The sequence below is a fragment of the Peribacillus sp. FSL P2-0133 genome (assembly GCF_037975445.1).
Lineage (GTDB): Bacteria > Bacillota > Bacilli > Bacillales > DSM-1321 > Peribacillus > Peribacillus simplex_E.
Map to the genome: position 1 here is coordinate 418,940 of NZ_CP150254.1, position 25,917 is coordinate 444,856.

Annotated in this window: 8 protein-coding genes and 8 rRNA genes; 14 read left to right on the forward strand and 2 right to left on the reverse strand. The window is 46.0% G+C overall.

Annotated features, from left to right (window positions below; translation table 11 throughout):
- Nucleotides 1-83: 83 nt before the first annotated feature.
- The 4 genes from ptsG to rrf (MKY17_RS02110) all read left to right on the forward strand — a co-directional run bounded on the left by ptsG (nt 84) and on the right by rrf (MKY17_RS02110) (nt 7,378).
- Nucleotides 84-2,153, forward strand: a complete 2,070-nt coding sequence (gene ptsG / locus MKY17_RS02095; RefSeq protein WP_098373542.1) for a glucose-specific PTS transporter subunit IIBC — start codon at nt 84-86, stop codon at nt 2,151-2,153.
- Nucleotides 2,154-2,539: 386 nt separating this feature from the next.
- Nucleotides 2,540-4,090, forward strand: a 16S ribosomal RNA gene (locus tag MKY17_RS02100).
- A 175-nt stretch (nt 4,091-4,265) separates the two neighbouring features.
- Nucleotides 4,266-7,198: ribosomal RNA gene (locus MKY17_RS02105) — 23S ribosomal RNA — on the forward strand.
- Between the two features lie 64 nt (nt 7,199-7,262).
- Nucleotides 7,263-7,378 (forward strand): 5S ribosomal RNA (gene rrf, locus MKY17_RS02110).
- Between the two features lie 114 nt (nt 7,379-7,492).
- Here the strand turns inward: rrf (MKY17_RS02110) and MKY17_RS02115 are convergent.
- Complete coding sequence (locus tag MKY17_RS02115) at nt 7,493-7,708, reverse strand: DUF3951 domain-containing protein (RefSeq protein WP_098373843.1); 216 nt, start codon at nt 7,706-7,708, stop codon at nt 7,493-7,495.
- 573 nt (nt 7,709-8,281) lie between these two features.
- On the opposite strand from MKY17_RS02115, the gene MKY17_RS02120 reads away from it, so the two are divergent.
- The 8 genes from MKY17_RS02120 (at nt 8,282) to MKY17_RS02155 (ending at nt 19,736) form a co-directional block, all read left to right on the forward strand.
- Nucleotides 8,282-9,832: ribosomal RNA gene (locus MKY17_RS02120) — 16S ribosomal RNA — on the forward strand.
- A 175-nt stretch (nt 9,833-10,007) separates the two neighbouring features.
- Nucleotides 10,008-12,940, forward strand: a 23S ribosomal RNA gene (locus MKY17_RS02125).
- Between the two features lie 64 nt (nt 12,941-13,004).
- Nucleotides 13,005-13,120: ribosomal RNA gene (rrf, locus tag MKY17_RS02130) — 5S ribosomal RNA — on the forward strand.
- The 16S, 23S and 5S rRNA genes sit together here, the layout of an rRNA operon.
- 921 nt (nt 13,121-14,041) lie before the next feature.
- Nucleotides 14,042-15,244, forward strand: coding sequence for an MFS transporter (locus MKY17_RS02135; RefSeq protein WP_098373844.1), 1,203 nt, complete (start codon nt 14,042-14,044; stop codon nt 15,242-15,244).
- Between the two features lie 68 nt (nt 15,245-15,312).
- Nucleotides 15,313-16,074, forward strand: coding sequence for a type I 3-dehydroquinate dehydratase (aroD, locus tag MKY17_RS02140; protein ID WP_098373845.1), 762 nt, complete (start codon nt 15,313-15,315; stop codon nt 16,072-16,074).
- A 60-nt stretch (nt 16,075-16,134) separates the two neighbouring features.
- Entirely contained in the window at nt 16,135-17,019 is an 885-nt protein-coding gene (locus tag MKY17_RS02145; RefSeq protein ID WP_098373846.1) for a quinate/shikimate dehydrogenase, read from the forward strand.
- A gap of 272 nt (nt 17,020-17,291) precedes the next feature.
- Nucleotides 17,292-18,500, forward strand: a complete 1,209-nt coding sequence (locus MKY17_RS02150; RefSeq protein WP_098373847.1) for an MFS transporter — start codon at nt 17,292-17,294, stop codon at nt 18,498-18,500.
- A gap of 222 nt (nt 18,501-18,722) precedes the next feature.
- A complete protein-coding gene (locus MKY17_RS02155) occupies nt 18,723-19,736 on the forward strand; it encodes a LacI family DNA-binding transcriptional regulator (RefSeq protein WP_098373848.1) in 1,014 nt (337 codons plus the stop codon).
- Between the two features lie 121 nt (nt 19,737-19,857).
- On the opposite strand, the gene MKY17_RS02160 is transcribed toward MKY17_RS02155, so the two are convergent.
- Nucleotides 19,858-20,415: a shikimate kinase gene (locus tag MKY17_RS02160; RefSeq protein WP_098373849.1), complete on the reverse strand. Its 558-nt coding sequence runs from the start codon at nt 20,413-20,415 to the stop codon at nt 19,858-19,860.
- A 790-nt stretch (nt 20,416-21,205) separates the two neighbouring features.
- Here MKY17_RS02160 and MKY17_RS02165 point away from each other — a divergent pair.
- A 16S ribosomal RNA gene (locus tag MKY17_RS02165) occupies nt 21,206-22,756 on the forward strand.
- Between the two features lie 174 nt (nt 22,757-22,930).
- Nucleotides 22,931-25,863, forward strand: a 23S ribosomal RNA gene (locus MKY17_RS02170).
- Nucleotides 25,864-25,917 lie beyond the last annotated feature (54 nt).

The following is a 25,917-nucleotide window of genomic DNA, read 5'->3' on the forward strand; positions in this document are numbered from 1 at the left end:
TTCTGATGCGTGGGAAGATGAATACCATCGTTAAATGTAACCGTTTTATTAGCGTGGAAAAACAGTAAAGAGGAGGAAAACCTATGTTTAAGAAGTTGTTTGGTGTTTTGCAAAAAATCGGAAAAGCTTTGATGCTTCCTGTAGCCATTTTACCAGCGGCCGGAATTTTGCTTGCGTTTGGTAATGCACTGCAAAACGAAACTTTGTTGGATATCGCCCCGTTTCTTGCGAGTGGCGGAGTGGAAATGGTTGCATCGGTAATGGAGAATGCCGGAAATATTATTTTTGGGAATCTTCCCTTGTTGTTTGCTGTGGGGGTCGCAATTGGGTTAGCTGGCGGAGAAGGTGTTGCCGGCCTGGCTGCGATTATCGGGTTCTTGATTATGAATGTAACGATGGGAACTGTTCTTGGGATTGACACTGCCGACATTGAGAGCAATGGTGCGGTGTATAGTAATGTTCTGGGAATCCCGACGTTGGGGACGGGCGTGTTCGGCGGTATTATTGTCGGTGTCATGGCTGCTGTTATGTATAATAAATTTTATGAAATTGAACTGCCTTCTTATTTAGGATTCTTTGCAGGTAAACGATTTGTACCGATTGTAACAGCCGCAAGCGCAGTTATTCTTGGGTTGTTGATGATTTTAGTTTGGCCGACGATTCAATCGGGGTTAAATTCATTTTCCGAAAATATGTTGGGTGCTAACCTGACTCTGGGAGCTTTCGTGTTTGGGGTTGTAGAACGTGCGTTGATTCCTTTCGGATTGCATCATATCTTCTATTCGCCATTCTGGTTCGAGTTTGGCAGCTATATCCCTCAAGGCGGGGGAACGCCAGTCAGAGGAGACCAAGCCATCTTCATGGCACAAATTAAAGATGGTGTACAGAATTTAACGGCAGGTACCTTCATGACTGGTAAGTATCCATTCATGATGTTCGGGTTACCAGCTGCGGCTTTGGCCATTTATCATGAAGCAAGACCGGAAAGAAAGAAAATAGTCGGGGGCTTGATGGCTTCTGCGGCACTTACATCTTTCTTGACGGGGATTACTGAGCCACTTGAATTTGCATTCTTATTTGTTGCACCGGTACTTTTCGGGATCCACTGTCTGTTTGCGGGTCTATCATTCATGACCATGCATTTACTGGACGTAAAAATCGGGATGACGTTTTCTGGTGGTTTGATCGATTACGTACTGTTCGGTTTAATTAATCCGCAAACCAATGCATGGATCGTTATTCCGGTTGGTTTGGTCTTTGCGGTTATCTATTACTTTGGATTCCGATTTGCGATAAGGAAATTTAACCTTAAAACTCCTGGCCGTGAAGTGGAAGAAGATGAGGAAGCGGAAGGAACTGCAAGTACAGCTGGAAGTCTTCCTGGAGATATCTTGGATGCTATGGGCGGAAAAGAAAATATTTCTCACTTGGATGCATGCATTACCCGTCTTCGTGTATCAGTCAATGACATCGGTAATGTTGATAAAAATAGGTTGAAGAAACTTGGTGCCGCTGGAGTTCTGGAAGTGGGTAATAACATCCAGGCAATCTTCGGACCGCGTTCAGAAACTATCAAGGGACAAATGAAAGATATCATCGATGGAAAAAGGCCTCGTAAAGTAGAAGCGTCTCCTGAAGTAGGTGTGGAAAAACAAATTGAGGATGTCGTCCCGAAACCTTTACGGACGGATGAAGTTTCCGAGCGTTTTGTTTCTCCTATTAAAGGGGAATTAAAACCGATCACGGAAGTGCCTGATGCAGTTTTTGCTGAAAAAATGATGGGTGATGGATTTGCCATTGTACCGGAGGAAGGATTGGTTGTTTCTCCTGTAGACGGTACGATCGTTAACCTATTCCCGACTAAACATGCAATAGGTATCGTTTCCGAAGCTGGACGTGAAATCTTGATACATGTCGGGATCGATACAGTTAAGTTAGAAGGCAAAGGTTTCGAAGCACTTGTCGCTCAAGGAGATAAAGTGACAAGCGGACAGCCATTGCTTAAAGTTGATATAGAGTATGTCAAAAACAATGCCAGCTCTATCATTACGCCAATCGTCTTTACTAACCTTTCCGAAGGTGAAAGTGTGAAGATTGAAAAGGCCGGAAATGTAGATAGGGAAGAAGCGGACGTAATTTCCATCAATAAATAATCATTAAAAACAGGAGGGTGGCTATAATCAGCTGCCCTCCTGTTTTTGATAATTCATTAGCAGGGTCCGGCTTCTATAGAAAGAAAGTAGTGTATATATAGAAGAAGGTGGTGTTCATGAAAAAAATGAGGGGAATTTTAAAAGATTAAATTGACTTATCTATATGCAGGTGCTAATATATTAAATACACCGCTTGAGACAAAAAAAGACAAGCAAGTAAATGATAACTTGTTGTTGACTTTATGTTTGGGAGGTGTTACAATAATTAAGTCGCTAAAGAAGCGATGGGAAATATTGCTCTTTGAAAACTGAACAAAACAAAGCGCCAACGTTAAATTTTAAGTGAGCACACACTATTGAAAAAGCAAATGAGCAAGTCAAACATTTCTTCGGAGAGTTTGATCCTGGCTCAGGACGAACGCTGGCGGCGTGCCTAATACATGCAAGTCGAGCGAATCGATGGGAGCTTGCTCCCTGAGATTAGCGGCGGACGGGTGAGTAACACGTGGGCAACCTGCCTATAAGACTGGGATAACTTCGGGAAACCGGAGCTAATACCGGATACGTTCTTTTCTCGCATGAGAGAAGATGGAAAGACGGTTTACGCTGTCACTTATAGATGGGCCCGCGGCGCATTAGCTAGTTGGTGAGGTAATGGCTCACCAAGGCGACGATGCGTAGCCGACCTGAGAGGGTGATCGGCCACACTGGGACTGAGACACGGCCCAGACTCCTACGGGAGGCAGCAGTAGGGAATCTTCCGCAATGGACGAAAGTCTGACGGAGCAACGCCGCGTGAACGAAGAAGGCCTTCGGGTCGTAAAGTTCTGTTGTTAGGGAAGAACAAGTACCAGAGTAACTGCTGGTACCTTGACGGTACCTAACCAGAAAGCCACGGCTAACTACGTGCCAGCAGCCGCGGTAATACGTAGGTGGCAAGCGTTGTCCGGAATTATTGGGCGTAAAGCGCGCGCAGGTGGTTCCTTAAGTCTGATGTGAAAGCCCACGGCTCAACCGTGGAGGGTCATTGGAAACTGGGGAACTTGAGTGCAGAAGAGGAAAGTGGAATTCCAAGTGTAGCGGTGAAATGCGTAGAGATTTGGAGGAACACCAGTGGCGAAGGCGACTTTCTGGTCTGTAACTGACACTGAGGCGCGAAAGCGTGGGGAGCAAACAGGATTAGATACCCTGGTAGTCCACGCCGTAAACGATGAGTGCTAAGTGTTAGAGGGTTTCCGCCCTTTAGTGCTGCAGCTAACGCATTAAGCACTCCGCCTGGGGAGTACGGCCGCAAGGCTGAAACTCAAAGGAATTGACGGGGGCCCGCACAAGCGGTGGAGCATGTGGTTTAATTCGAAGCAACGCGAAGAACCTTACCAGGTCTTGACATCCTCTGACAACCCTAGAGATAGGGCTTTCCCCTTCGGGGGACAGAGTGACAGGTGGTGCATGGTTGTCGTCAGCTCGTGTCGTGAGATGTTGGGTTAAGTCCCGCAACGAGCGCAACCCTTGATCTTAGTTGCCAGCATTCAGTTGGGCACTCTAAGGTGACTGCCGGTGACAAACCGGAGGAAGGTGGGGATGACGTCAAATCATCATGCCCCTTATGACCTGGGCTACACACGTGCTACAATGGATGGTACAAAGGGCTGCAAACCTGCGAAGGTAAGCGAATCCCATAAAGCCATTCTCAGTTCGGATTGCAGGCTGCAACTCGCCTGCATGAAGCCGGAATCGCTAGTAATCGCGGATCAGCATGCCGCGGTGAATACGTTCCCGGGCCTTGTACACACCGCCCGTCACACCACGAGAGTTTGTAACACCCGAAGTCGGTGAGGTAACCTTCATGGAGCCAGCCGCCTAAGGTGGGACAGATGATTGGGGTGAAGTCGTAACAAGGTAGCCGTATCGGAAGGTGCGGCTGGATCACCTCCTTTCTAAGGATAATTACGAGAGCGCTTTTGTTTTGTTCAGTTTTGAATGAGTAATTCATTCAAATAGGAAAGAGAAGCATCACGATGTGATGGATTCTTTCTGCTTTGTTCCTTGAAAACTAGATAATAGATAGAAGGCAATTAATTTTTTTCAAAGCATCTGTAAGACTTTTTTAACGGTTAAGTTAGAAAGGGCGCACGGTGGATGCCTTGGCACTAGGAGCCGATGAAGGACGGGACTAACACCGATATGCTTCGGGGAGCTGTAAGTAAGCTTTGATCCGGAGATTTCCGAATGGGGAAACCCACTGTTCGTAATGGAACAGTATCTTTACCTGAATACATAGGGTACTGAAGGCAGACCCGGGGAACTGAAACATCTAAGTACCCGGAGGAAGAGAAAGCAAACGCGATTTCCTGAGTAGCGGCGAGCGAAACGGAATTAGCCCAAACCAAGAGGCTTGCCTCTTGGGGTTGTAGGACACTCAACATGGAGTTACAAAGGAACGGGGTAAATGAAGTGATCTGGAAAGGTCCGTCGAAGAAGGTAAAAACCCTGTAGTTGAAACTTCGTTCCCTCCTGAGTGGATCCTGAGTACGGCGGGACACGAGAAATCCCGTCGGAAGCAGGGAGGACCATCTCCCAAGGCTAAATACTCCCTAGTGACCGATAGTGAACCAGTACCGTGAGGGAAAGGTGAAAAGCACCCCGGAAGGGGAGTGAAATAGATCCTGAAACCGTGTGCCTACAAGTAGTCAAAGCCCGTTAATGGGTAATGGCGTGCCTTTTGTAGAATGAACCGGCGAGTTACGATTTCATGCGAGGTTAAGTTGATGAGACGGAGCCGCAGCGAAAGCGAGTCTGAATAGGGCGAATGAGTATGAGGTCGTAGACCCGAAACCAGGTGATCTACCCATGTCCAGGGTGAAGTTCAGGTAACACTGAATGGAGGCCCGAACCCACGCACGTTGAAAAGTGCGGGGATGAGGTGTGGGTAGCGGAGAAATTCCAATCGAACCTGGAGATAGCTGGTTCTCTCCGAAATAGCTTTAGGGCTAGCCTCAAGATGAGAGTATTGGAGGTAGAGCACTGATTGGACTAGGGGCCCCCAACGGGTTACCGAATTCAGTCAAACTCCGAATGCCAAATACTTATTCTTGGGAGTCAGACTGCGAGTGATAAGATCCGTAGTCGAAAGGGAAACAGCCCAGACCACCAGCTAAGGTCCCAAAGTATACGTTAAGTGGAAAAGGATGTGGAGTTGCTTAGACAACCAGGATGTTGGCTTAGAAGCAGCCACCATTTAAAGAGTGCGTAATAGCTCACTGGTCGAGTGACTCCGCGCCGAAAATGTACCGGGGCTAAACGTATCACCGAAGCTGTGGATTGACACCATTAGGTGTCGATGGTAGGAGAGCGTTCTAAGGGCGTTGAAGTCAGACCGGAAGGACTGGTGGAGCGCTTAGAAGTGAGAATGCCGGTATGAGTAGCGAAAGAAGGGTGAGAATCCCTTCCACCGAATGCCTAAGGTTTCCTGAGGAAGGCTCGTCCGCTCAGGGTTAGTCGGGACCTAAGCCGAGGCCGAAAGGCGTAGGCGATGGACAACAGGTTGATATTCCTGTACCACCTATACATCGTTTGAACGATGGGGGGACGCAGAAGGATAGGGTAAGCGCGCTGTTGGATATGCGCGTCCAAGCAGTTAGGCCGGAAACGAGGCAAATCCCGTTTCCATTAAGGCGGAGCTGTGATGGCGAGGGAAATATAGTACCGAAGTTCCTGATTCCACGCTGCCAAGAAAAGCCTCTAGTGAGATGTAAGGTGCCCGTACCGCAAACCGACACAGGTAGGCGAGGAGAGAATCCTAAGGTGTGCGAGAGAACTCTCGTTAAGGAACTCGGCAAAATGACCCCGTAACTTCGGGAGAAGGGGTGCTTTTTAGGGTGAATAGCCCAGAAAAGCCGCAGTGAATAGGCCCAGGCGACTGTTTAGCAAAAACACAGGTCTCTGCGAAGCCGCAAGGCGAAGTATAGGGGCTGACACCTGCCCGGTGCTGGAAGGTTAAGGGGAGAGGTTAGCGCAAGCGAAGCTTTGAACCGAAGCCCCAGTAAACGGCGGCCGTAACTATAACGGTCCTAAGGTAGCGAAATTCCTTGTCGGGTAAGTTCCGACCCGCACGAAAGGTGTAACGATCTGGGCACTGTCTCAACGAGAGACTCGGTGAAATTATAGTACCTGTGAAGATGCAGGTTACCCGCGACAGGACGGAAAGACCCCGTGGAGCTTTACTGCAGCCTGATATTGAATTTTGGTACAGCTTGTACAGGATAGGTAGGAGCCTGAGAAGCCGGAGCGCTAGCTTCGGTGGAGGCGTTGGTGGGATACTACCCTGGCTGTATTGAAATTCTAACCCGCGCCCCTTATCGGGGTGGGAGACAGTGTCAGGTGGGCAGTTTGACTGGGGCGGTCGCCTCCTAAAGAGTAACGGAGGCGCCCAAAGGTTCCCTCAGAATGGTTGGAAATCATTCGTAGAGTGTAAAGGCACAAGGGAGCTTGACTGCGAGACCTACAAGTCGAGCAGGGACGAAAGTCGGGCTTAGTGATCCGGTGGTTCCGCATGGAAGGGCCATCGCTCAACGGATAAAAGCTACCCCGGGGATAACAGGCTTATCTCCCCCAAGAGTCCACATCGACGGGGAGGTTTGGCACCTCGATGTCGGCTCATCGCATCCTGGGGCTGTAGTCGGTCCCAAGGGTTGGGCTGTTCGCCCATTAAAGCGGTACGCGAGCTGGGTTCAGAACGTCGTGAGACAGTTCGGTCCCTATCCGTCGCGGGCGCAGGAAATTTGAGAGGAGCTGTCCTTAGTACGAGAGGACCGGGATGGACGCACCGCTGGTGTACCAGTTGTCTTGCCAAAGGCATAGCTGGGTAGCTACGTGCGGACGGGATAAGTGCTGAAAGCATCTAAGCATGAAGCCCCCCTCAAGATGAGATTTCCCATGGCGCAAGCTAGTAAGATCCCTGAAAGATGATCAGGTTGATAGGTCAGAGGTGGAAGCGTGGCGACATGTGGAGCTGACTGATACTAATAGATCGAGGACTTAACCAACGCTTTTTAAAAAATGAAATACCTTCTTATTATCTAGTTTTGAAGGAACAACGTTCCTTTTATGTTTGGTGGCGATAGCGAAGAGGTCACACCCGTTCCCATTCCGAACACGGCAGTTAAGCTCTTCAGCGCCGATGGTAGTTGGGGGTTTCCCCCTGTGAGAGTAGGACGCCGCCAAGCCATTTAAAAAGATCAGCCATCCGGCTGGTCTTTTTTTGTTTCATAAGGTCATGAAAAAAGATGGCTGTTTTCGCATACATTGTTGCTTTCTTGACCACATAATAAAAGACTGCTTTAAACGGTCTTGTCGTTATTTGATTTCTCTTCATATTGAATGGGATGCTTGGTATCCTGTATTGGATTATCTTGTTGTATATCGTCACCTTTAATTCCCATTGTGATGTCATCATAAGGTGTATATCTATTTGAAGGCGTTGATTTCTTTTTAAGCAGCCGATAACAAACAAAGCCTATTGCAGAAATAACAAATAAAGTATAAACATATGCCATTTAATCACTCCTTAAAAAAGATTACTTACTACTTTATTTTATTATATCCCATAATATTCCTTTATCCAAAAACAACAAACTTTACGAAAACAGCCAAAAAGATAAAAACCTTGAAGGCTTTGTCGGGATAACTTCAGATCTGTCCAACTAATGTGTGTATTTTCCTTAAACAAAACGGACTCTTGAAACCATTCTTGAACTCACTTTGAGAGAAGAAAATATTTATTGTGAAATGTGTTGACTTTATCGCAGGAAAAGATTAATATAAATAAGCACCAACTAAGACAAACGAAAAACTTCATCACTTTCGGTGCATTGCTGAAAGAAATAACTATTGACTTCTTACTATGAAAATGATAAGATGAAATGGTCGCTGGAAAACACAGCGATTTAAAATAAGTTAAAAACTTCGCAGAAGTTGACAACTAATCAATAAAGTGTTATGATGAATAAACAGCCGTTCGTAAGGACGATTGTGAAATTGCTCTTTGAAAACTGAACAAAACAAAGCGCCAACGTTAAATTTTAAGTGAGCACACACTATCAAAAAGCAAAATGAGCAAGTCAAACATTTCTTCGGAGAGTTTGATCCTGGCTCAGGACGAACGCTGGCGGCGTGCCTAATACATGCAAGTCGAGCGAATCGATGGGAGCTTGCTCCCTGAGATTAGCGGCGGACGGGTGAGTAACACGTGGGCAACCTGCCTATAAGACTGGGATAACTTCGGGAAACCGGAGCTAATACCGGATACGTTCTTTTCTCGCATGAGAGAAGATGGAAAGACGGTTTACGCTGTCACTTATAGATGGGCCCGCGGCGCATTAGCTAGTTGGTGAGGTAATGGCTCACCAAGGCGACGATGCGTAGCCGACCTGAGAGGGTGATCGGCCACACTGGGACTGAGACACGGCCCAGACTCCTACGGGAGGCAGCAGTAGGGAATCTTCCGCAATGGACGAAAGTCTGACGGAGCAACGCCGCGTGAACGAAGAAGGCCTTCGGGTCGTAAAGTTCTGTTGTTAGGGAAGAACAAGTACCAGAGTAACTGCTGGTACCTTGACGGTACCTAACCAGAAAGCCACGGCTAACTACGTGCCAGCAGCCGCGGTAATACGTAGGTGGCAAGCGTTGTCCGGAATTATTGGGCGTAAAGCGCGCGCAGGTGGTTCCTTAAGTCTGATGTGAAAGCCCACGGCTCAACCGTGGAGGGTCATTGGAAACTGGGGAACTTGAGTGCAGAAGAGGAAAGTGGAATTCCAAGTGTAGCGGTGAAATGCGTAGAGATTTGGAGGAACACCAGTGGCGAAGGCGACTTTCTGGTCTGTAACTGACACTGAGGCGCGAAAGCGTGGGGAGCAAACAGGATTAGATACCCTGGTAGTCCACGCCGTAAACGATGAGTGCTAAGTGTTAGAGGGTTTCCGCCCTTTAGTGCTGCAGCTAACGCATTAAGCACTCCGCCTGGGGAGTACGGCCGCAAGGCTGAAACTCAAAGGAATTGACGGGGGCCCGCACAAGCGGTGGAGCATGTGGTTTAATTCGAAGCAACGCGAAGAACCTTACCAGGTCTTGACATCCTCTGACAACCCTAGAGATAGGGCTTTCCCCTTCGGGGGACAGAGTGACAGGTGGTGCATGGTTGTCGTCAGCTCGTGTCGTGAGATGTTGGGTTAAGTCCCGCAACGAGCGCAACCCTTGATCTTAGTTGCCAGCATTCAGTTGGGCACTCTAAGGTGACTGCCGGTGACAAACCGGAGGAAGGTGGGGATGACGTCAAATCATCATGCCCCTTATGACCTGGGCTACACACGTGCTACAATGGATGGTACAAAGGGCTGCAAACCTGCGAAGGTAAGCGAATCCCATAAAGCCATTCTCAGTTCGGATTGCAGGCTGCAACTCGCCTGCATGAAGCCGGAATCGCTAGTAATCGCGGATCAGCATGCCGCGGTGAATACGTTCCCGGGCCTTGTACACACCGCCCGTCACACCACGAGAGTTTGTAACACCCGAAGTCGGTGAGGTAACCTTTATGGAGCCAGCCGCCTAAGGTGGGACAGATGATTGGGGTGAAGTCGTAACAAGGTAGCCGTATCGGAAGGTGCGGCTGGATCACCTCCTTTCTAAGGATAATTACGAGAGCGCTTTTGTTTTGTTCAGTTTTGAATGAGTAATTCATTCAAATAGGAAAGAGAAGCATCACGATGTGATGGATTCTTTCTGCTTTGTTCCTTGAAAACTAGATAATAGATAGAAGGCAATTAATTTTTTTCAAAGCATCTGTAAGACTTTTTTAACGGTTAAGTTAGAAAGGGCGCACGGTGGATGCCTTGGCACTAGGAGCCGATGAAGGACGGGACTAACACCGATATGCTTCGGGGAGCTGTAAGTAAGCTTTGATCCGGAGATTTCCGAATGGGGAAACCCACTGTTCGTAATGGAACAGTATCTTTACCTGAATACATAGGGTACTGAAGGCAGACCCGGGGAACTGAAACATCTAAGTACCCGGAGGAAGAGAAAGCAAACGCGATTTCCTGAGTAGCGGCGAGCGAAACGGAATTAGCCCAAACCAAGAGGCTTGCCTCTTGGGGTTGTAGGACACTCAACATGGAGTTACAAAGGAACGGGGTAAATGAAGTGATCTGGAAAGGTCCGTCGAAGAAGGTAAAAACCCTGTAGTTGAAACTTCGTTCCCTCCTGAGTGGATCCTGAGTACGGCGGGACACGAGAAATCCCGTCGGAAGCAGGGAGGACCATCTCCCAAGGCTAAATACTCCCTAGTGACCGATAGTGAACCAGTACCGTGAGGGAAAGGTGAAAAGCACCCCGGAAGGGGAGTGAAATAGATCCTGAAACCGTGTGCCTACAAGTAGTCAAAGCCCGTTAATGGGTAATGGCGTGCCTTTTGTAGAATGAACCGGCGAGTTACGATTTCATGCGAGGTTAAGTTGATGAGACGGAGCCGCAGCGAAAGCGAGTCTGAATAGGGCGAATGAGTATGAGGTCGTAGACCCGAAACCAGGTGATCTACCCATGTCCAGGGTGAAGTTCAGGTAACACTGAATGGAGGCCCGAACCCACGCACGTTGAAAAGTGCGGGGATGAGGTGTGGGTAGCGGAGAAATTCCAATCGAACCTGGAGATAGCTGGTTCTCTCCGAAATAGCTTTAGGGCTAGCCTCAAGATGAGAGTATTGGAGGTAGAGCACTGATTGGACTAGGGGCCCCCAACGGGTTACCGAATTCAGTCAAACTCCGAATGCCAAATACTTATTCTTGGGAGTCAGACTGCGAGTGATAAGATCCGTAGTCGAAAGGGAAACAGCCCAGACCACCAGCTAAGGTCCCAAAGTATACGTTAAGTGGAAAAGGATGTGGAGTTGCTTAGACAACCAGGATGTTGGCTTAGAAGCAGCCACCATTTAAAGAGTGCGTAATAGCTCACTGGTCGAGTGACTCCGCGCCGAAAATGTACCGGGGCTAAACGTATCACCGAAGCTGTGGATTGACACCATTAGGTGTCGATGGTAGGAGAGCGTTCTAAGGGCGTTGAAGTCAGACCGGAAGGACTGGTGGAGCGCTTAGAAGTGAGAATGCCGGTATGAGTAGCGAAAGAAGGGTGAGAATCCCTTCCACCGAATGCCTAAGGTTTCCTGAGGAAGGCTCGTCCGCTCAGGGTTAGTCGGGACCTAAGCCGAGGCCGAAAGGCGTAGGCGATGGACAACAGGTTGATATTCCTGTACCACCTATACATCGTTTGAACGATGGGGGGACGCAGAAGGATAGGGTAAGCGCGCTGTTGGATATGCGCGTCCAAGCAGTTAGGCCGGAAACGAGGCAAATCCCGTTTCCATTAAGGCGGAGCTGTGATGGCGAGGGAAATATAGTACCGAAGTTCCTGATTCCACGCTGCCAAGAAAAGCCTCTAGTGAGATGTAAGGTGCCCGTACCGCAAACCGACACAGGTAGGCGAGGAGAGAATCCTAAGGTGTGCGAGAGAACTCTCGTTAAGGAACTCGGCAAAATGACCCCGTAACTTCGGGAGAAGGGGTGCTTTTTAGGGTGAATAGCCCAGAAAAGCCGCAGTGAATAGGCCCAGGCGACTGTTTAGCAAAAACACAGGTCTCTGCGAAGCCGCAAGGCGAAGTATAGGGGCTGACACCTGCCCGGTGCTGGAAGGTTAAGGGGAGAGGTTAGCGCAAGCGAAGCTTTGAACCGAAGCCCCAGTAAACGGCGGCCGTAACTATAACGGTCCTAAGGTAGCGAAATTCCTTGTCGGGTAAGTTCCGACCCGCACGAAAGGTGTAACGATCTGGGCACTGTCTCAACGAGAGACTCGGTGAAATTATAGTACCTGTGAAGATGCAGGTTACCCGCGACAGGACGGAAAGACCCCGTGGAGCTTTACTGCAGCCTGATATTGAATTTTGGTACAGCTTGTACAGGATAGGTAGGAGCCTGAGAAGCCGGAGCGCTAGCTTCGGTGGAGGCGTTGGTGGGATACTACCCTGGCTGTATTGAAATTCTAACCCGCGCCCCTTATCGGGGTGGGAGACAGTGTCAGGTGGGCAGTTTGACTGGGGCGGTCGCCTCCTAAAGAGTAACGGAGGCGCCCAAAGGTTCCCTCAGAATGGTTGGAAATCATTCGTAGAGTGTAAAGGCACAAGGGAGCTTGACTGCGAGACCTACAAGTCGAGCAGGGACGAAAGTCGGGCTTAGTGATCCGGTGGTTCCGCATGGAAGGGCCATCGCTCAACGGATAAAAGCTACCCCGGGGATAACAGGCTTATCTCCCCCAAGAGTCCACATCGACGGGGAGGTTTGGCACCTCGATGTCGGCTCATCGCATCCTGGGGCTGTAGTCGGTCCCAAGGGTTGGGCTGTTCGCCCATTAAAGCGGTACGCGAGCTGGGTTCAGAACGTCGTGAGACAGTTCGGTCCCTATCCGTCGCGGGCGCAGGAAATTTGAGAGGAGCTGTCCTTAGTACGAGAGGACCGGGATGGACGCACCGCTGGTGTACCAGTTGTCTTGCCAAAGGCATAGCTGGGTAGCTACGTGCGGACGGGATAAGTGCTGAAAGCATCTAAGCATGAAGCCCCCCTCAAGATGAGATTTCCCATGGCGCAAGCTAGTAAGATCCCTGAAAGATGATCAGGTTGATAGGTCAGAGGTGGAAGCGTGGCGACATGTGGAGCTGACTGATACTAATAGATCGAGGACTTAACCAACGCTTTTTAAAAAATGAAATACCTTCTTATTATCTAGTTTTGAAGGAACAACGTTCCTTTTATGTTTGGTGGCGATAGCGAAGAGGTCACACCCGTTCCCATTCCGAACACGGCAGTTAAGCTCTTCAGCGCCGATGGTAGTTGGGGGTTTCCCCCTGTGAGAGTAGGACGCCGCCAAGCCATTTAAAAAGATCAGCCATCCGGTTGGTCTTTTTTTGCGTTATGAACCAAAAGTTTCTAAAAAAATTATGAAGCCCCGTTATTTCTATATATAGAAGTTGTTATATAACCCCTGAGAGAGGCTGAAATCGAAAATTGTTTTTCATTTTGAGAATCGTTTTGACCCATCCCTCAACTTAGGATATAAGCGAGACATTCTTCCAGCCTTACTTAGACAGGGATATGGGTTATTCAATTCGATTGCAAATAACTGGAGAATTGGATTTAAATAAGCAGCAGTACATATATTTTGGCTAAAAAGAAATTTATTCAGAAACTGGTAACTCAAAAAGTGGGGAATACCGAAATAGAAGGGGGTCCTCATAAATGATAAAATACTTTGTGCCACAGCAAATAAAAATATTCTTCATCTTGTATGAGCGGTAATAAATCCAAGGTATGGCTGAACCTATAAGATAAATGAGATCGAAAATGAGCACTTCGAAATTTAGAAATAAAGAGTATGAGGAATCTCTTTATAGTTATTAAGGACCGCTCGTGAGTTTGACACAATTAAATTAGCGCAGTATAATAATCCAGTAGAACGATATACTAAATAAAGTTAACTAATTAACTTTGGCATAAGTGTAAATTCAATACCTTTTGAATTCAGAAACTAATTGCTCTGAATAATTAGTAGAACGATATACCAAGGAATTGTTGGTAGAACGATGTACTAACATTAAGATTAGTAGAACGATATACTAGTTATGCGAAAAGTTAGTAGAACGATATACTAACTGAAGTCGGTTAACCTAATGAAGTTTATTGTTTTTATTTAGTACGTAAATTTGTATTTATGGTATGGGGCAAGGGGGCAGCTTCTGAAAGGCTTAAGAATCAAATTGCATTTCGATAACTTTTTTAATAGGGGTGTGTTTCATGAAAAATCCATTTATAAAAATGGCCACAGGTTTATATATTAGCTATTTTATTTTAGGCATGATCAATATTATCATCGGGTCAAATATGGAGAATTTGTCCAATCAATTAAATACAAGTGCCTCAGGGATAAGTTACTTGGTTTCTGCTATAGGAATCGGTAAGTTAGTTTCCTTGTTTTTCGCCGGTAGACTGTCGGATAAATTAGGAAGGAAACCATTTGTTGTTTCAGCATCTTTTATCTACCTAATCTTCCTCATAGGTATACCTTTGGCTCCTAACTATACATTGGCATTTATATTTGCTGTATGTGCTGGTATTGCAAACTCATTTTTGGATGCTGGTACCTATCCAGCACTTATTGAGGCTTTTCAAAAGAAAGCTGGTTCCGCAACCGTATTAATAAAAGCGTTCGTTTCAGTCGGTGCCGCACTTCTTCCATTTATCATGGCGTTCTTTATAGCTAGAGATATGTTTTACGGGTATACATTCTTCTTAATGGCTGCTGTTTATCTTGTTAATGGATTTTTCCTGCTTAAGGTTTCATTTCCGGATCATAAAGCTCAAAGCCAGACTCAAGATGATGCACAAGCTGTGCCGCTTCAACACCAATTCCTCTCAAAACCGAAGTTTGGCCAGGAGGGGGTGGCCGTCATACTATTGGGCTTCACATCAACTGCTTTATTCATGCTGGTTCAAGTCTGGCTCCCGAACTTTGGACAAGATGTATTGGGGCTAACCCAGGCTAAGGCTGTTCAATTGCTTAGTTACTATAGCATTGGCTCCCTTGTTTCTGTCATTTTACTAGCAGTTCTATTGAATAAAGTAATTAAGCCCATTACCGTCATGATTATCTATCCGATCATTGCAGCATTATCTTTATTGTCACTCATTTATATCCAACAACCATTTATAACTGTTTTGAGCGCTTTCTTCATTGGGCTTTCAACTGCAGGGGTGTTCCAATTGGCCATGACAATAATAACAGAGTTCTTCCCTGCCAATAAAGGGACGATTACTTCATATGTAAACATTGCAGCTAGTTCAGCATTTATCATCATACCTTTCGTTACAGGTATCATTTCTAAGAGTGCTGGTTTAACTGCGGTCTTCTTGTTTGATGTGGCAATTGCGGTAGTTAGTATTTTATTGGCAGTATTCGTTGCCTATCGATACAAAAAGGTAATTAAGATTTCCAATTAAACGGTCTAGCCGAACATCAGAGGGGCATGAATCCCCACTGATGATAATGATAAAAGGGGGAAACATCCATGAAAACAATCACGATTAAAGACGTAACGATCGGAGAAGGGGTTCCAAAGATCATCGTTCCACTGATGGGGACAACTGAAGAAGAACTGCTTAAAGAAGTTGAAACGGTAAATGCGCTACAGCCGCATATCATTGAATGGCGAGTAGATGTTTATGAACAAGTTGAAAGCTTAGAAGCCGTTTCGGATATGATTTCTAAACTTAGAAGTGCTGTACCCAATACTTTGCTGCTTTTCACTTTTAGAAGCCATAAAGAAGGCGGGAACAAGGAAATCAGCGATGAATATTATTTCAAACTTCTTCATGCAGCAATTGGAACGAAGAATATTGATCTTGTCGATGTGGAATTGTTTTTTGAAGAATCATCAGTGAAGGAGACTGTAAAAGTAGCTGAGGAAAATGGCGTATACGTAGTAATGTGTAACCATGATTTCGATAAGACACCAGCAAAAGAAGAAATCATTTACCGATTGCGTAAAATGCAGGAATTTGGCGCCCATATTCCAAAAATCGCTGTAATGCCGCAAACTGTTGGTGACTTACTCGTTTTATTAGATGCAACTTACACGATGAAAACAAAGTATGCCGATCGTCCATTCATTACGATGTCAATGTCGGGCACAGGTCTGGTCAGTCGATTATCAGGCGCGGTGTTTGGATCTGCTTGTACATTCGGTGCCGGAAAAGAAGCATCTGCCCCAGGACAAATTCCTGTTACTCAATTAAGGGATGTATTGGAGATCATTGATCAAAACATTTAACTCATAATTCCTTCCAAGAAGGAATTTATATAAGTTTTTAAAAATCAGGGGGAATAGAACATGGAAAATTTAGGACGTATTAATGGGAAAACAGAATTGGTAGGATTGCTGGCAACACCTATCGGACACTCTTTATCACCTGCCATGCATAATTTGGCTTTCGATAAATTAGGCTTGAATTGCGCCTATTTAGCATTTGAAGTAGGAAACGAACAGCTGGAAGATGCAGTCAAAGGGATGCGTGCATTAAATGTAAAAGGATTTAACGTATCCATGCCTAATAAAATGAAAATACTTCCATATCTTGATGAATTGGCAGACAGTGCTAAATTTTCCGGGGCCGTTAATACAGTTGTCAATGTTGATGGTAAGTTCGTAGGTCACAGTACCGACGGAATGGGGTATACCCGGAACCTAAAAGAACATGGTATAGATATTAAAGGCAAGAAAATGACTCTTATCGGTTCTGGTGGGGCTGCTACTCCAATTGCCATTCAATCTGCGCTGGAAGGTGTGGCGGAAATCAGCATTTTTGCTCGTGATGATGCTTTCTTCCCGCAAGCAGTAGAGAATGTACGAATCATCAATGAAGATATGAAGCACTTAAATGTGAAAGCCAATGTATATCCTCTTGAAAATGTTGAACAATTAAAGGCTGAAATCGCAACTAGTGATATTTTGGCAAATGGAACTGGTGTTGGCATGAAACCACTTGAAGGCTTAAGTGTCATTCAAGACGAATCAATGCTGCGTCCTGATTTAATCGTAACCGATGTTGTTTACATCCCACGTAAATCTAAACTAATGGAACAAGCTGAGGCTGCCGGTGCTACAGCTATTAATGGTCTTGGGATGATGCTTTGGCAAGGCGCATTGGCCTTTGAATTATGGACAGGTCAACAGATGCCTGTTGATTACATCAAAGAGCAATTGTTTGCAGAATAAGATGATTCCACTCTGGAGATTATTCTCCATTTTATCGTAATAGAGGTTTATTCATACTCGATGTGCATCATCGTTATATGATTACCATCAAATGAGTGCAGAAACCTCGGAGCTAAGAAAATGCAGGGAGTGAAATCCCTTGTTTTTCTTAGCGTTTTTTTTTGAAAAGTATTTAAATGGATATCATAAAGGGGAGGCTTTAATGTAATTACATTTTGCATTAAAGGGTTCTTGGGGAGAAACACAACGTGATTTATTATAGGGGTGTAATAATGAAAAATCAGTATTATAAAGCGGCATCTGGCATGTATATTAACTATTTTCTGCTGGGGATGGTTAATATAATTCTCGCCTCAAACATGACCTCTTTAACAAAACAATGGGATACGGACTCTACTGGCATCAGTTATCTTATTGCAGCAATAGGAATAGGCAGATTACTCACGTATGGTCTCTCGGGAGTATTATCGGATAAATTTGGAAGAAAGCCATTGGTTATTGTCTCTTCGGTAATAATGGGAGTTTTTTTAATTGGGATTCCATTTTCCCCCACATACGAAATGGCCTTTGTATTTGCTTTACTTGCGGGAATTTCCAACTCAGCCATGGATGCTGGTACATATCCGGCGCTAACTGAAATGTTTCCTGAATCTGCTGGTTCCGCCAGTGTTATGGTCAAGGCTTTTGGTTCACTTGGTGCAACAATTCTACCATTCCTCATCTTGTTTCTTACTAGGAACCAATTATTTTACGGGTTTGCATTTTTATTACCAGCTGTCATCTATTTCATGAATATGATCTTTATGTTGTCCACTTCATTTCCAAAAAGCAAATCCGATGCTGTCAGTCATGAGGAGGGTTTGCATATGAACAGGTTCATAACTGAACCTAAATTTTGGAGCGAAGGAGTCGCACTAATCATAATTGGGTTTACATCAACTGCGTTATTTACAGTTTCGCAAATCTGGTTACCGAGTTTCGGCCAGGAAGTTGCAGGGATGCCATCTTCAGGTGCAATTAAATTATTGAGCTATTATAGTGTTGGATCACTGATTTCCGTCCTGCTATTATCCATCTTATTAAACAAATGGATTAAGCCTGTGACGGTGATATTGCTTTATCCAATGATTACTTTACTTACGGTATTCATCATATTAACGATACATTCACCTATTGTCTTAAGTATTAGCTCCTTTTTCCTTGGAGCATCGACAGCTGGAATATTTCAATTAACCATTGCAATAATGACTGAACTTTTCTGGAGGAAAAAAGGAACTGTAACAGGTATCGTTGCGACGGCATCCAGTTTGGCGAGCGTCATTTTACCAATTGCAACGGGCTTGATCGCTAAGAGTGGGGATATATCGCATATATTTCTTTTCGATTGCTTTATTGCAACTATAGGAATCCTAGCTGCAGCTTTTGTTTATTACCGGTATAAAAAATTGACACAGCACCAGACCATATTTAACCACGGCTAAAAAATATTGAAGGATTATTAAAACTCCATCTTCTAAAACTAGGGTGGCGTTTTTTTGGGCCTGTTGAATATTGGATATAGATGTATTGGAGTGTTATTAATCGATGAGATACCCATGTTCCAAAAGCAAAGGTGTAATATTGACAGTAACTATATTATTATTATAGTAAGAACATGATAATAATAAGTAGATCAAAAATACATTCAAGATGGTGATTGAACTATGAAACAATCCAAAAAAGGGCGGGTCACGCTGCAAGAGGTAGCGAAACATGCTGGGGTATCTACATCCACTGCTTCCCTTATCGTTCGTAATAACCCCCGAATATCGGAAGCGACGCGAAAAAAGGTATTAAAATCCATGCATGAATTAGGCTATGTTTACGATAGAATTGCAGCAAACCTAAGGTCGCAGAGTTCCGATACTGTAGGAATCATTATTACCGATATATCAAATACCTTTTTTTCTGAATTCCTGATAGGCGTTCACGATGCATTGGATGAGGTCGGGTATACAGTGTTGCTGGGGACTACATTCGACTCGGTTGCCAAGCAAGACCATCTCCTTTCGACCATGATGGAACATAGGGTGGGAGGCCTGATTCTTTGTCCTGTCTCTGAAAGCTCACAAGATACAATTGAACGGTTAAATGAAATTGACACGCCGATGGTCCTTGCTGTTAGGGAACTACCTGGAGTGAATAGCGACTATGTAGGCATAGACTATCCAGAAGGAGCCAGGATTGCTGTTGAGCATCTCCTTGGAAAGGGGCATAAAAGAATTGCGCTCCTTGGTGGCATCAAGGAATCTTCTACTTGGATCGAGAGAATGGAGGGATACCGTGAAGCTCTTTCAAGAGCGGGATTGGAAGTGGATGAATCGTTGGTGATTGATAGTGCCCCTACACGGGAAGGGGGGCTGGAGGCTGTATTGAAAGTACTTGAGAATCCTAATCCGCCTACGGCGATTTTTTGCTTTAGTGACTTAATTGCCTTCGGTGTTATGCAAGGATTAATGATGAAAGGATATACACCTGGAAAAGATATAGATATCGTAGGGTTCGATAACGTTCCAGTCGCAGAAATCTATCATCCTCCGCTAACGACCATTTCCTCATTCCCTAGACGCATTGGAAAAGAGGCAGCGAATCTTCTGTATCAACAAATGGAGAAAATTGAACGTGAACAACAGCGAATCATATTGAATCCAGAACTGATTATTAGAGAGTCTTCCTAAAAAAGAAAAATAAAAAGGTGATTAGTTTACAGGAGGCTAGGTATCCATACCGCTGTTCCCTTTTCATCTTTTCTATTATTCTTTTATTGGGAACATTGACTACATAACAAAAAGGATGTTCTTACTTAAGCGGTTCATAAATATCCCAGGCCACTTTCAATGAATCGACTATGAAGTCTGCCACTTCATCAACATCAAGATCATTGGTATTCACTTTTGAATGATGATAGGAGTATATTTCTTGTCTGGTGTAAAAGAGTTCTTCGATTTCCTCAAGGGACCGACTTTGTAAAACAGGTCTACTATCAATTAGTAAGCCTATTCTCTCTTTCCAGTATTCCCAAGATAAGTCCAGATAAAAGACAATGCAATTGGATAAACAGATATTCCGTATATCCTCTTGTAAAAATGCCCCGCCTCCTACTGAAATGATTTTCAATTGTTGTTGACTAAAGTTTTCAATCACACTTTTTTCTTTTTCGCGAAAAGTTTTTTCCCCAAACTTCTTGAATATTTCTGTAGTAGGCATTTTGAATTCCTTTTCAATTTCTTGATCTATATCAATAAAATCCCTATATAATTTCCTTGCTACTTTCTGACCGATCGTCGTCTTTCCTACTCCCATAAAGCCAATAAAAACGATACTTTGCATCCTCAAAGATGTGTTTTTATTAATCATTTATAAATCCCTCTCCCAACTATTTTTATAATGATTAAAAGTCTCTCCTGAAATTTTTAAAATATATTTATTATAGTATAAGAAAGTAAAATTGTAAAAAAATTTTTTAATATTTGGACAATGAAATTCCGTGATTTAACGGTTTATTTTAAATCAATCCATTCGAAAGGAACAATCAGTTTTCATTATTCGATTTATACATCTAATTATACGTTTCTTCATCTATACAGTTTGTTATTGCCGTTACCTATCACTTGCAAGCTTTATGGATTTTGCCAAAAGCATTACTAGGTTGAAGGGGAATGTGTTTCAAACGGGTCTTTGAATTAATTAAATGGGTGGGAGCAATGATTTTGTTTGATTATATGTTTTAAGCGGAAGCCAAGGTACGACAAGTGCATTTATTCCTACTTACAGTGATTAAATCATTTAACAAAGAAATGTTTGAAATGTGTTGACTTTATATTGGGAAAGGATTAATATAAATAAGCACCAACTAAGACAAGCGAAAAACTTCATCACTTTCGGCAGATTGCTGAAAGAAATAACTGTTGACTTCTTACTATGAAAATGATAAGATGAAATGGTCGCTGAAAAACACAGCGATTTAAAATAAGTTAAAAACTTCGCAGAAGTTGACAACTAATCAACGAGATGTTATGATGAATAAACAGCCGTTCGAAAGAACGATTGTGAAATTGCTCTTTGAAAACTGAACAAAACAAAGCGCCAACGTTAAATTTTAAGTGAGCACACACTATCAAAAAAGCAAATGAGCAAGTCAAACATTTCTTCGGAGAGTTTGATCCTGGCTCAGGACGAACGCTGGCGGCGTGCCTAATACATGCAAGTCGAGCGAATCGACGGGAGCTTGCTCCCTGAGATTAGCGGCGGACGGGTGAGTAACACGTGGGCAACCTGCCTATAAGACTGGGATAACTTCGGGAAACCGGAGCTAATACCGGATACGTTCTTTTCTCGCATGAGAGAAGATGGAAAGACGGTTTACGCTGTCACTTATAGATGGGCCCGCGGCGCATTAGCTAGTTGGTGAGGTAATGGCTCACCAAGGCGACGATGCGTAGCCGACCTGAGAGGGTGATCGGCCACACTGGGACTGAGACACGGCCCAGACTCCTACGGGAGGCAGCAGTAGGGAATCTTCCGCAATGGACGAAAGTCTGACGGAGCAACGCCGCGTGAACGAAGAAGGCCTTCGGGTCGTAAAGTTCTGTTGTTAGGGAAGAACAAGTACCAGAGTAACTGCTGGTACCTTGACGGTACCTAACCAGAAAGCCACGGCTAACTACGTGCCAGCAGCCGCGGTAATACGTAGGTGGCAAGCGTTGTCCGGAATTATTGGGCGTAAAGCGCGCGCAGGTGGTTCCTTAAGTCTGATGTGAAAGCCCACGGCTCAACCGTGGAGGGTCATTGGAAACTGGGGAACTTGAGTGCAGAAGAGGAAAGTGGAATTCCAAGTGTAGCGGTGAAATGCGTAGAGATTTGGAGGAACACCAGTGGCGAAGGCGACTTTCTGGTCTGTAACTGACACTGAGGCGCGAAAGCGTGGGGAGCAAACAGGATTAGATACCCTGGTAGTCCACGCCGTAAACGATGAGTGCTAAGTGTTAGAGGGTTTCCGCCCTTTAGTGCTGCAGCTAACGCATTAAGCACTCCGCCTGGGGAGTACGGCCGCAAGGCTGAAACTCAAAGGAATTGACGGGGGCCCGCACAAGCGGTGGAGCATGTGGTTTAATTCGAAGCAACGCGAAGAACCTTACCAGGTCTTGACATCCTCTGACAACCCTAGAGATAGGGCTTTCCCCTTCGGGGGACAGAGTGACAGGTGGTGCATGGTTGTCGTCAGCTCGTGTCGTGAGATGTTGGGTTAAGTCCCGCAACGAGCGCAACCCTTGATCTTAGTTGCCAGCATTCAGTTGGGCACTCTAAGGTGACTGCCGGTGACAAACCGGAGGAAGGTGGGGATGACGTCAAATCATCATGCCCCTTATGACCTGGGCTACACACGTGCTACAATGGATGGTACAAAGGGCTGCAAACCTGCGAAGGTAAGCGAATCCCATAAAGCCATTCTCAGTTCGGATTGCAGGCTGCAACTCGCCTGCATGAAGCCGGAATCGCTAGTAATCGCGGATCAGCATGCCGCGGTGAATACGTTCCCGGGCCTTGTACACACCGCCCGTCACACCACGAGAGTTTGTAACACCCGAAGTCGGTGAGGTAACCTTTATGGAGCCAGCCGCCTAAGGTGGGACAGATGATTGGGGTGAAGTCGTAACAAGGTAGCCGTATCGGAAGGTGCGGCTGGATCACCTCCTTTCTAAGGATAATTACGAGAGCGCTTTTGTTTTGTTCAGTTTTGAATGAGTAATTCATTCAATAGGAAAGACAAGCATCACGATGTGATGGATTCTTTCTGCTTTGTTCCTTGAAAACTAGATAATAGATAGAAGGCAATTAATTTTTTTCAAAGCATCTGTAAGACTTTTTTAACGGTTAAGTTAGAAAGGGCGCACGGTGGATGCCTTGGCACTAGGAGCCGATGAAGGACGGGACTAACACCGATATGCTTCGGGGAGCTGTAAGTAAGCTTTGATCCGGAGATTTCCGAATGGGGAAACCCACTGTTCGTAATGGAACAGTATCTTTACCTGAATACATAGGGTACTGAAGGCAGACCCGGGGAACTGAAACATCTAAGTACCCGGAGGAAGAGAAAGCAAACGCGATTTCCTGAGTAGCGGCGAGCGAAACGGAATTAGCCCAAACCAAGAGGCTTGCCTCTTGGGGTTGTAGGACACTCAACATGGAGTTACAAAGGAACGGGGTAAATGAAGCGACCTGGAAAGGTCCGTCGAAGAAGGTAAAAACCCTGTAGTTGAAACTTCGTTCCCTCCTGAGTGGATCCTGAGTACGGCGGGACACGAGAAATCCCGTCGGAAGCAGGGAGGACCATCTCCCAAGGCTAAATACTCCCTAGTGACCGATAGTGAACCAGTACCGTGAGGGAAAGGTGAAAAGCACCCCGGAAGGGGAGTGAAATAGATCCTGAAACCGTGTGCCTACAAGTAGTCAAAGCCCGTTAATGGGTAATGGCGTGCCTTTTGTAGAATGAACCGGCGAGTTACGATTTCATGCGAGGTTAAGTTGATGAGACGGAGCCGCAGCGAAAGCGAGTCTGAATAGGGCGAATGAGTATGAGGTCGTAGACCCGAAACCAGGTGATCTACCCATGTCCAGGGTGAAGTTCAGGTAACACTGAATGGAGGCCCGAACCCACGCACGTTGAAAAGTGCGGGGATGAGGTGTGGGTAGCGGAGAAATTCCAATCGAACCTGGAGATAGCTGGTTCTCTCCGAAATAGCTTTAGGGCTAGCCTCAAGATGAGAGTATTGGAGGTAGAGCACTGATTGGACTAGGGGCCCCCAACGGGTTACCGAATTCAGTCAAACTCCGAATGCCAAATACTTATTCTTGGGAGTCAGACTGCGAGTGATAAGATCCGTAGTCGAAAGGGAAACAGCCCAGACCACCAGCTAAGGTCCCAAAGTATACGTTAAGTGGAAAAGGATGTGGAGTTGCTTAGACAACCAGGATGTTGGCTTAGAAGCAGCCACCATTTAAAGAGTGCGTAATAGCTCACTGGTCGAGTGACTCCGCGCCGAAAATGTACCGGGGCTAAACGTATCACCGAAGCTGTGGATTGACACCATTAGGTGTCGATGGTAGGAGAGCGTTCTAAGGGCGTTGAAGTCAGACCGGAAGGACTGGTGGAGCGCTTAGAAGTGAGAATGCCGGTATGAGTAGCGAAAGAAGGGTGAGAATCCCTTCCACCGAATGCCTAAGGTTTCCTGAGGAAGGCTCGTCCGCTCAGGGTTAGTCGGGACCTAAGCCGAGGCCGAAAGGCGTAGGCGATGGACAACAGGTTGATATTCCTGTACCACCTATACATCGTTTGAACGATGGGGGGACGCAGAAGGATAGGGTAAGCGCGCTGTTGGATATGCGCGTCCAAGCAGTTAGGCCGGAAACGAGGCAAATCCCGTTTCCATTAAGGCGGAGCTGTGATGGCGAGGGAAATATAGTACCGAAGTTCCTGATTCCACGCTGCCAAGAAAAGCCTCTAGTGAGATGTAAGGTGCCCGTACCGCAAACCGACACAGGTAGGCGAGGAGAGAATCCTAAGGTGTGCGAGAGAACTCTCGTTAAGGAACTCGGCAAAATGACCCCGTAACTTCGGGAGAAGGGGTGCTTTTTAGGGTGAATAGCCCAGAAAAGCCGCAGTGAATAGGCCCAGGCGACTGTTTAGCAAAAACACAGGTCTCTGCGAAGCCGCAAGGCGAAGTATAGGGGCTGACACCTGCCCGGTGCTGGAAGGTTAAGGGGAGAGGTTAGCGCAAGCGAAGCTTTGAACCGAAGCCCCAGTAAACGGCGGCCGTAACTATAACGGTCCTAAGGTAGCGAAATTCCTTGTCGGGTAAGTTCCGACCCGCACGAAAGGTGTAACGATCTGGGCACTGTCTCAACGAGAGACTCGGTGAAATTATAGTACCTGTGAAGATGCAGGTTACCCGCGACAGGACGGAAAGACCCCGTGGAGCTTTACTGCAGCCTGATATTGAATTTTGGTACAGCTTGTACAGGATAGGTAGGAGCCTGAGAAGCCGGAGCGCTAGCTTCGGTGGAGGCGTTGGTGGGATACTACCCTGGCTGTATTGAAATTCTAACCCGCGCCCCTTATCGGGGTGGGAGACAGTGTCAGGTGGGCAGTTTGACTGGGGCGGTCGCCTCCTAAAGAGTAACGGAGGCGCCCAAAGGTTCCCTCAGAATGGTTGGAAATCATTCGTAGAGTGTAAAGGCACAAGGGAGCTTGACTGCGAGACCTACAAGTCGAGCAGGGACGAAAGTCGGGCTTAGTGATCCGGTGGTTCCGCATGGAAGGGCCATCGCTCAACGGATAAAAGCTACCCCGGGGATAACAGGCTTATCTCCCCCAAGAGTCCACATCGACGGGGAGGTTTGGCACCTCGATGTCGGCTCATCGCATCCTGGGGCTGTAGTCGGTCCCAAGGGTTGGGCTGTTCGCCCATTAAAGCGGTACGCGAGCTGGGTTCAGAACGTCGTGAGACAGTTCGGTCCCTATCCGTCGCGGGCGCAGGAAATTTGAGAGGAGCTGTCCTTAGTACGAGAGGACCGGGATGGACGCACCGCTGGTGTACCAGTTGTCTTGCCAAAGGCATAGCTGGGTAGCTACGTGCGGACGGGATAAGTGCTGAAAGCATCTAAGCATGAAGCCCCCCTCAAGATGAGATTTCCCATGGCGCAAGCTAGTAAGATCCCTGAAAGATGATCAGGTTGATAGGTCAGAGGTGGAAGCGTGGCGACATGTGGAGCTGACTGATACTAATAGATCGAGGACTTAACCAACGCTTTTTAAAAAATGAAATACCTTCTTATTATCTAGTTTTGAAGGAACAACGT

Coding starts and splice junctions, on each gene's coding strand:
- MKY17_RS02115 (WP_098373843.1), bottom strand. CDS start 7,708: ATGGCATATGTTTATACTTTATTTGTTATTTCTGCAATAGGCTTTGTT.
- MKY17_RS02150 (WP_098373847.1), top strand. CDS start 17,292: ATGAAAAATCAGTATTATAAAGCGGCATCTGGCATGTATATTAACTAT.
- MKY17_RS02155 (WP_098373848.1), top strand. CDS start 18,723: ATGAAACAATCCAAAAAAGGGCGGGTCACGCTGCAAGAGGTAGCGAAA.
- MKY17_RS02135 (WP_098373844.1), top strand. CDS start 14,042: ATGAAAAATCCATTTATAAAAATGGCCACAGGTTTATATATTAGCTAT.
- MKY17_RS02145 (WP_098373846.1), top strand. CDS start 16,135: ATGGAAAATTTAGGACGTATTAATGGGAAAACAGAATTGGTAGGATTG.
- aroD (WP_098373845.1), top strand. CDS start 15,313: ATGAAAACAATCACGATTAAAGACGTAACGATCGGAGAAGGGGTTCCA.
- MKY17_RS02160 (WP_098373849.1), bottom strand. CDS start 20,415: ATGATTAATAAAAACACATCTTTGAGGATGCAAAGTATCGTTTTTATT.
- ptsG (WP_098373542.1), top strand. CDS start 84: ATGTTTAAGAAGTTGTTTGGTGTTTTGCAAAAAATCGGAAAAGCTTTG.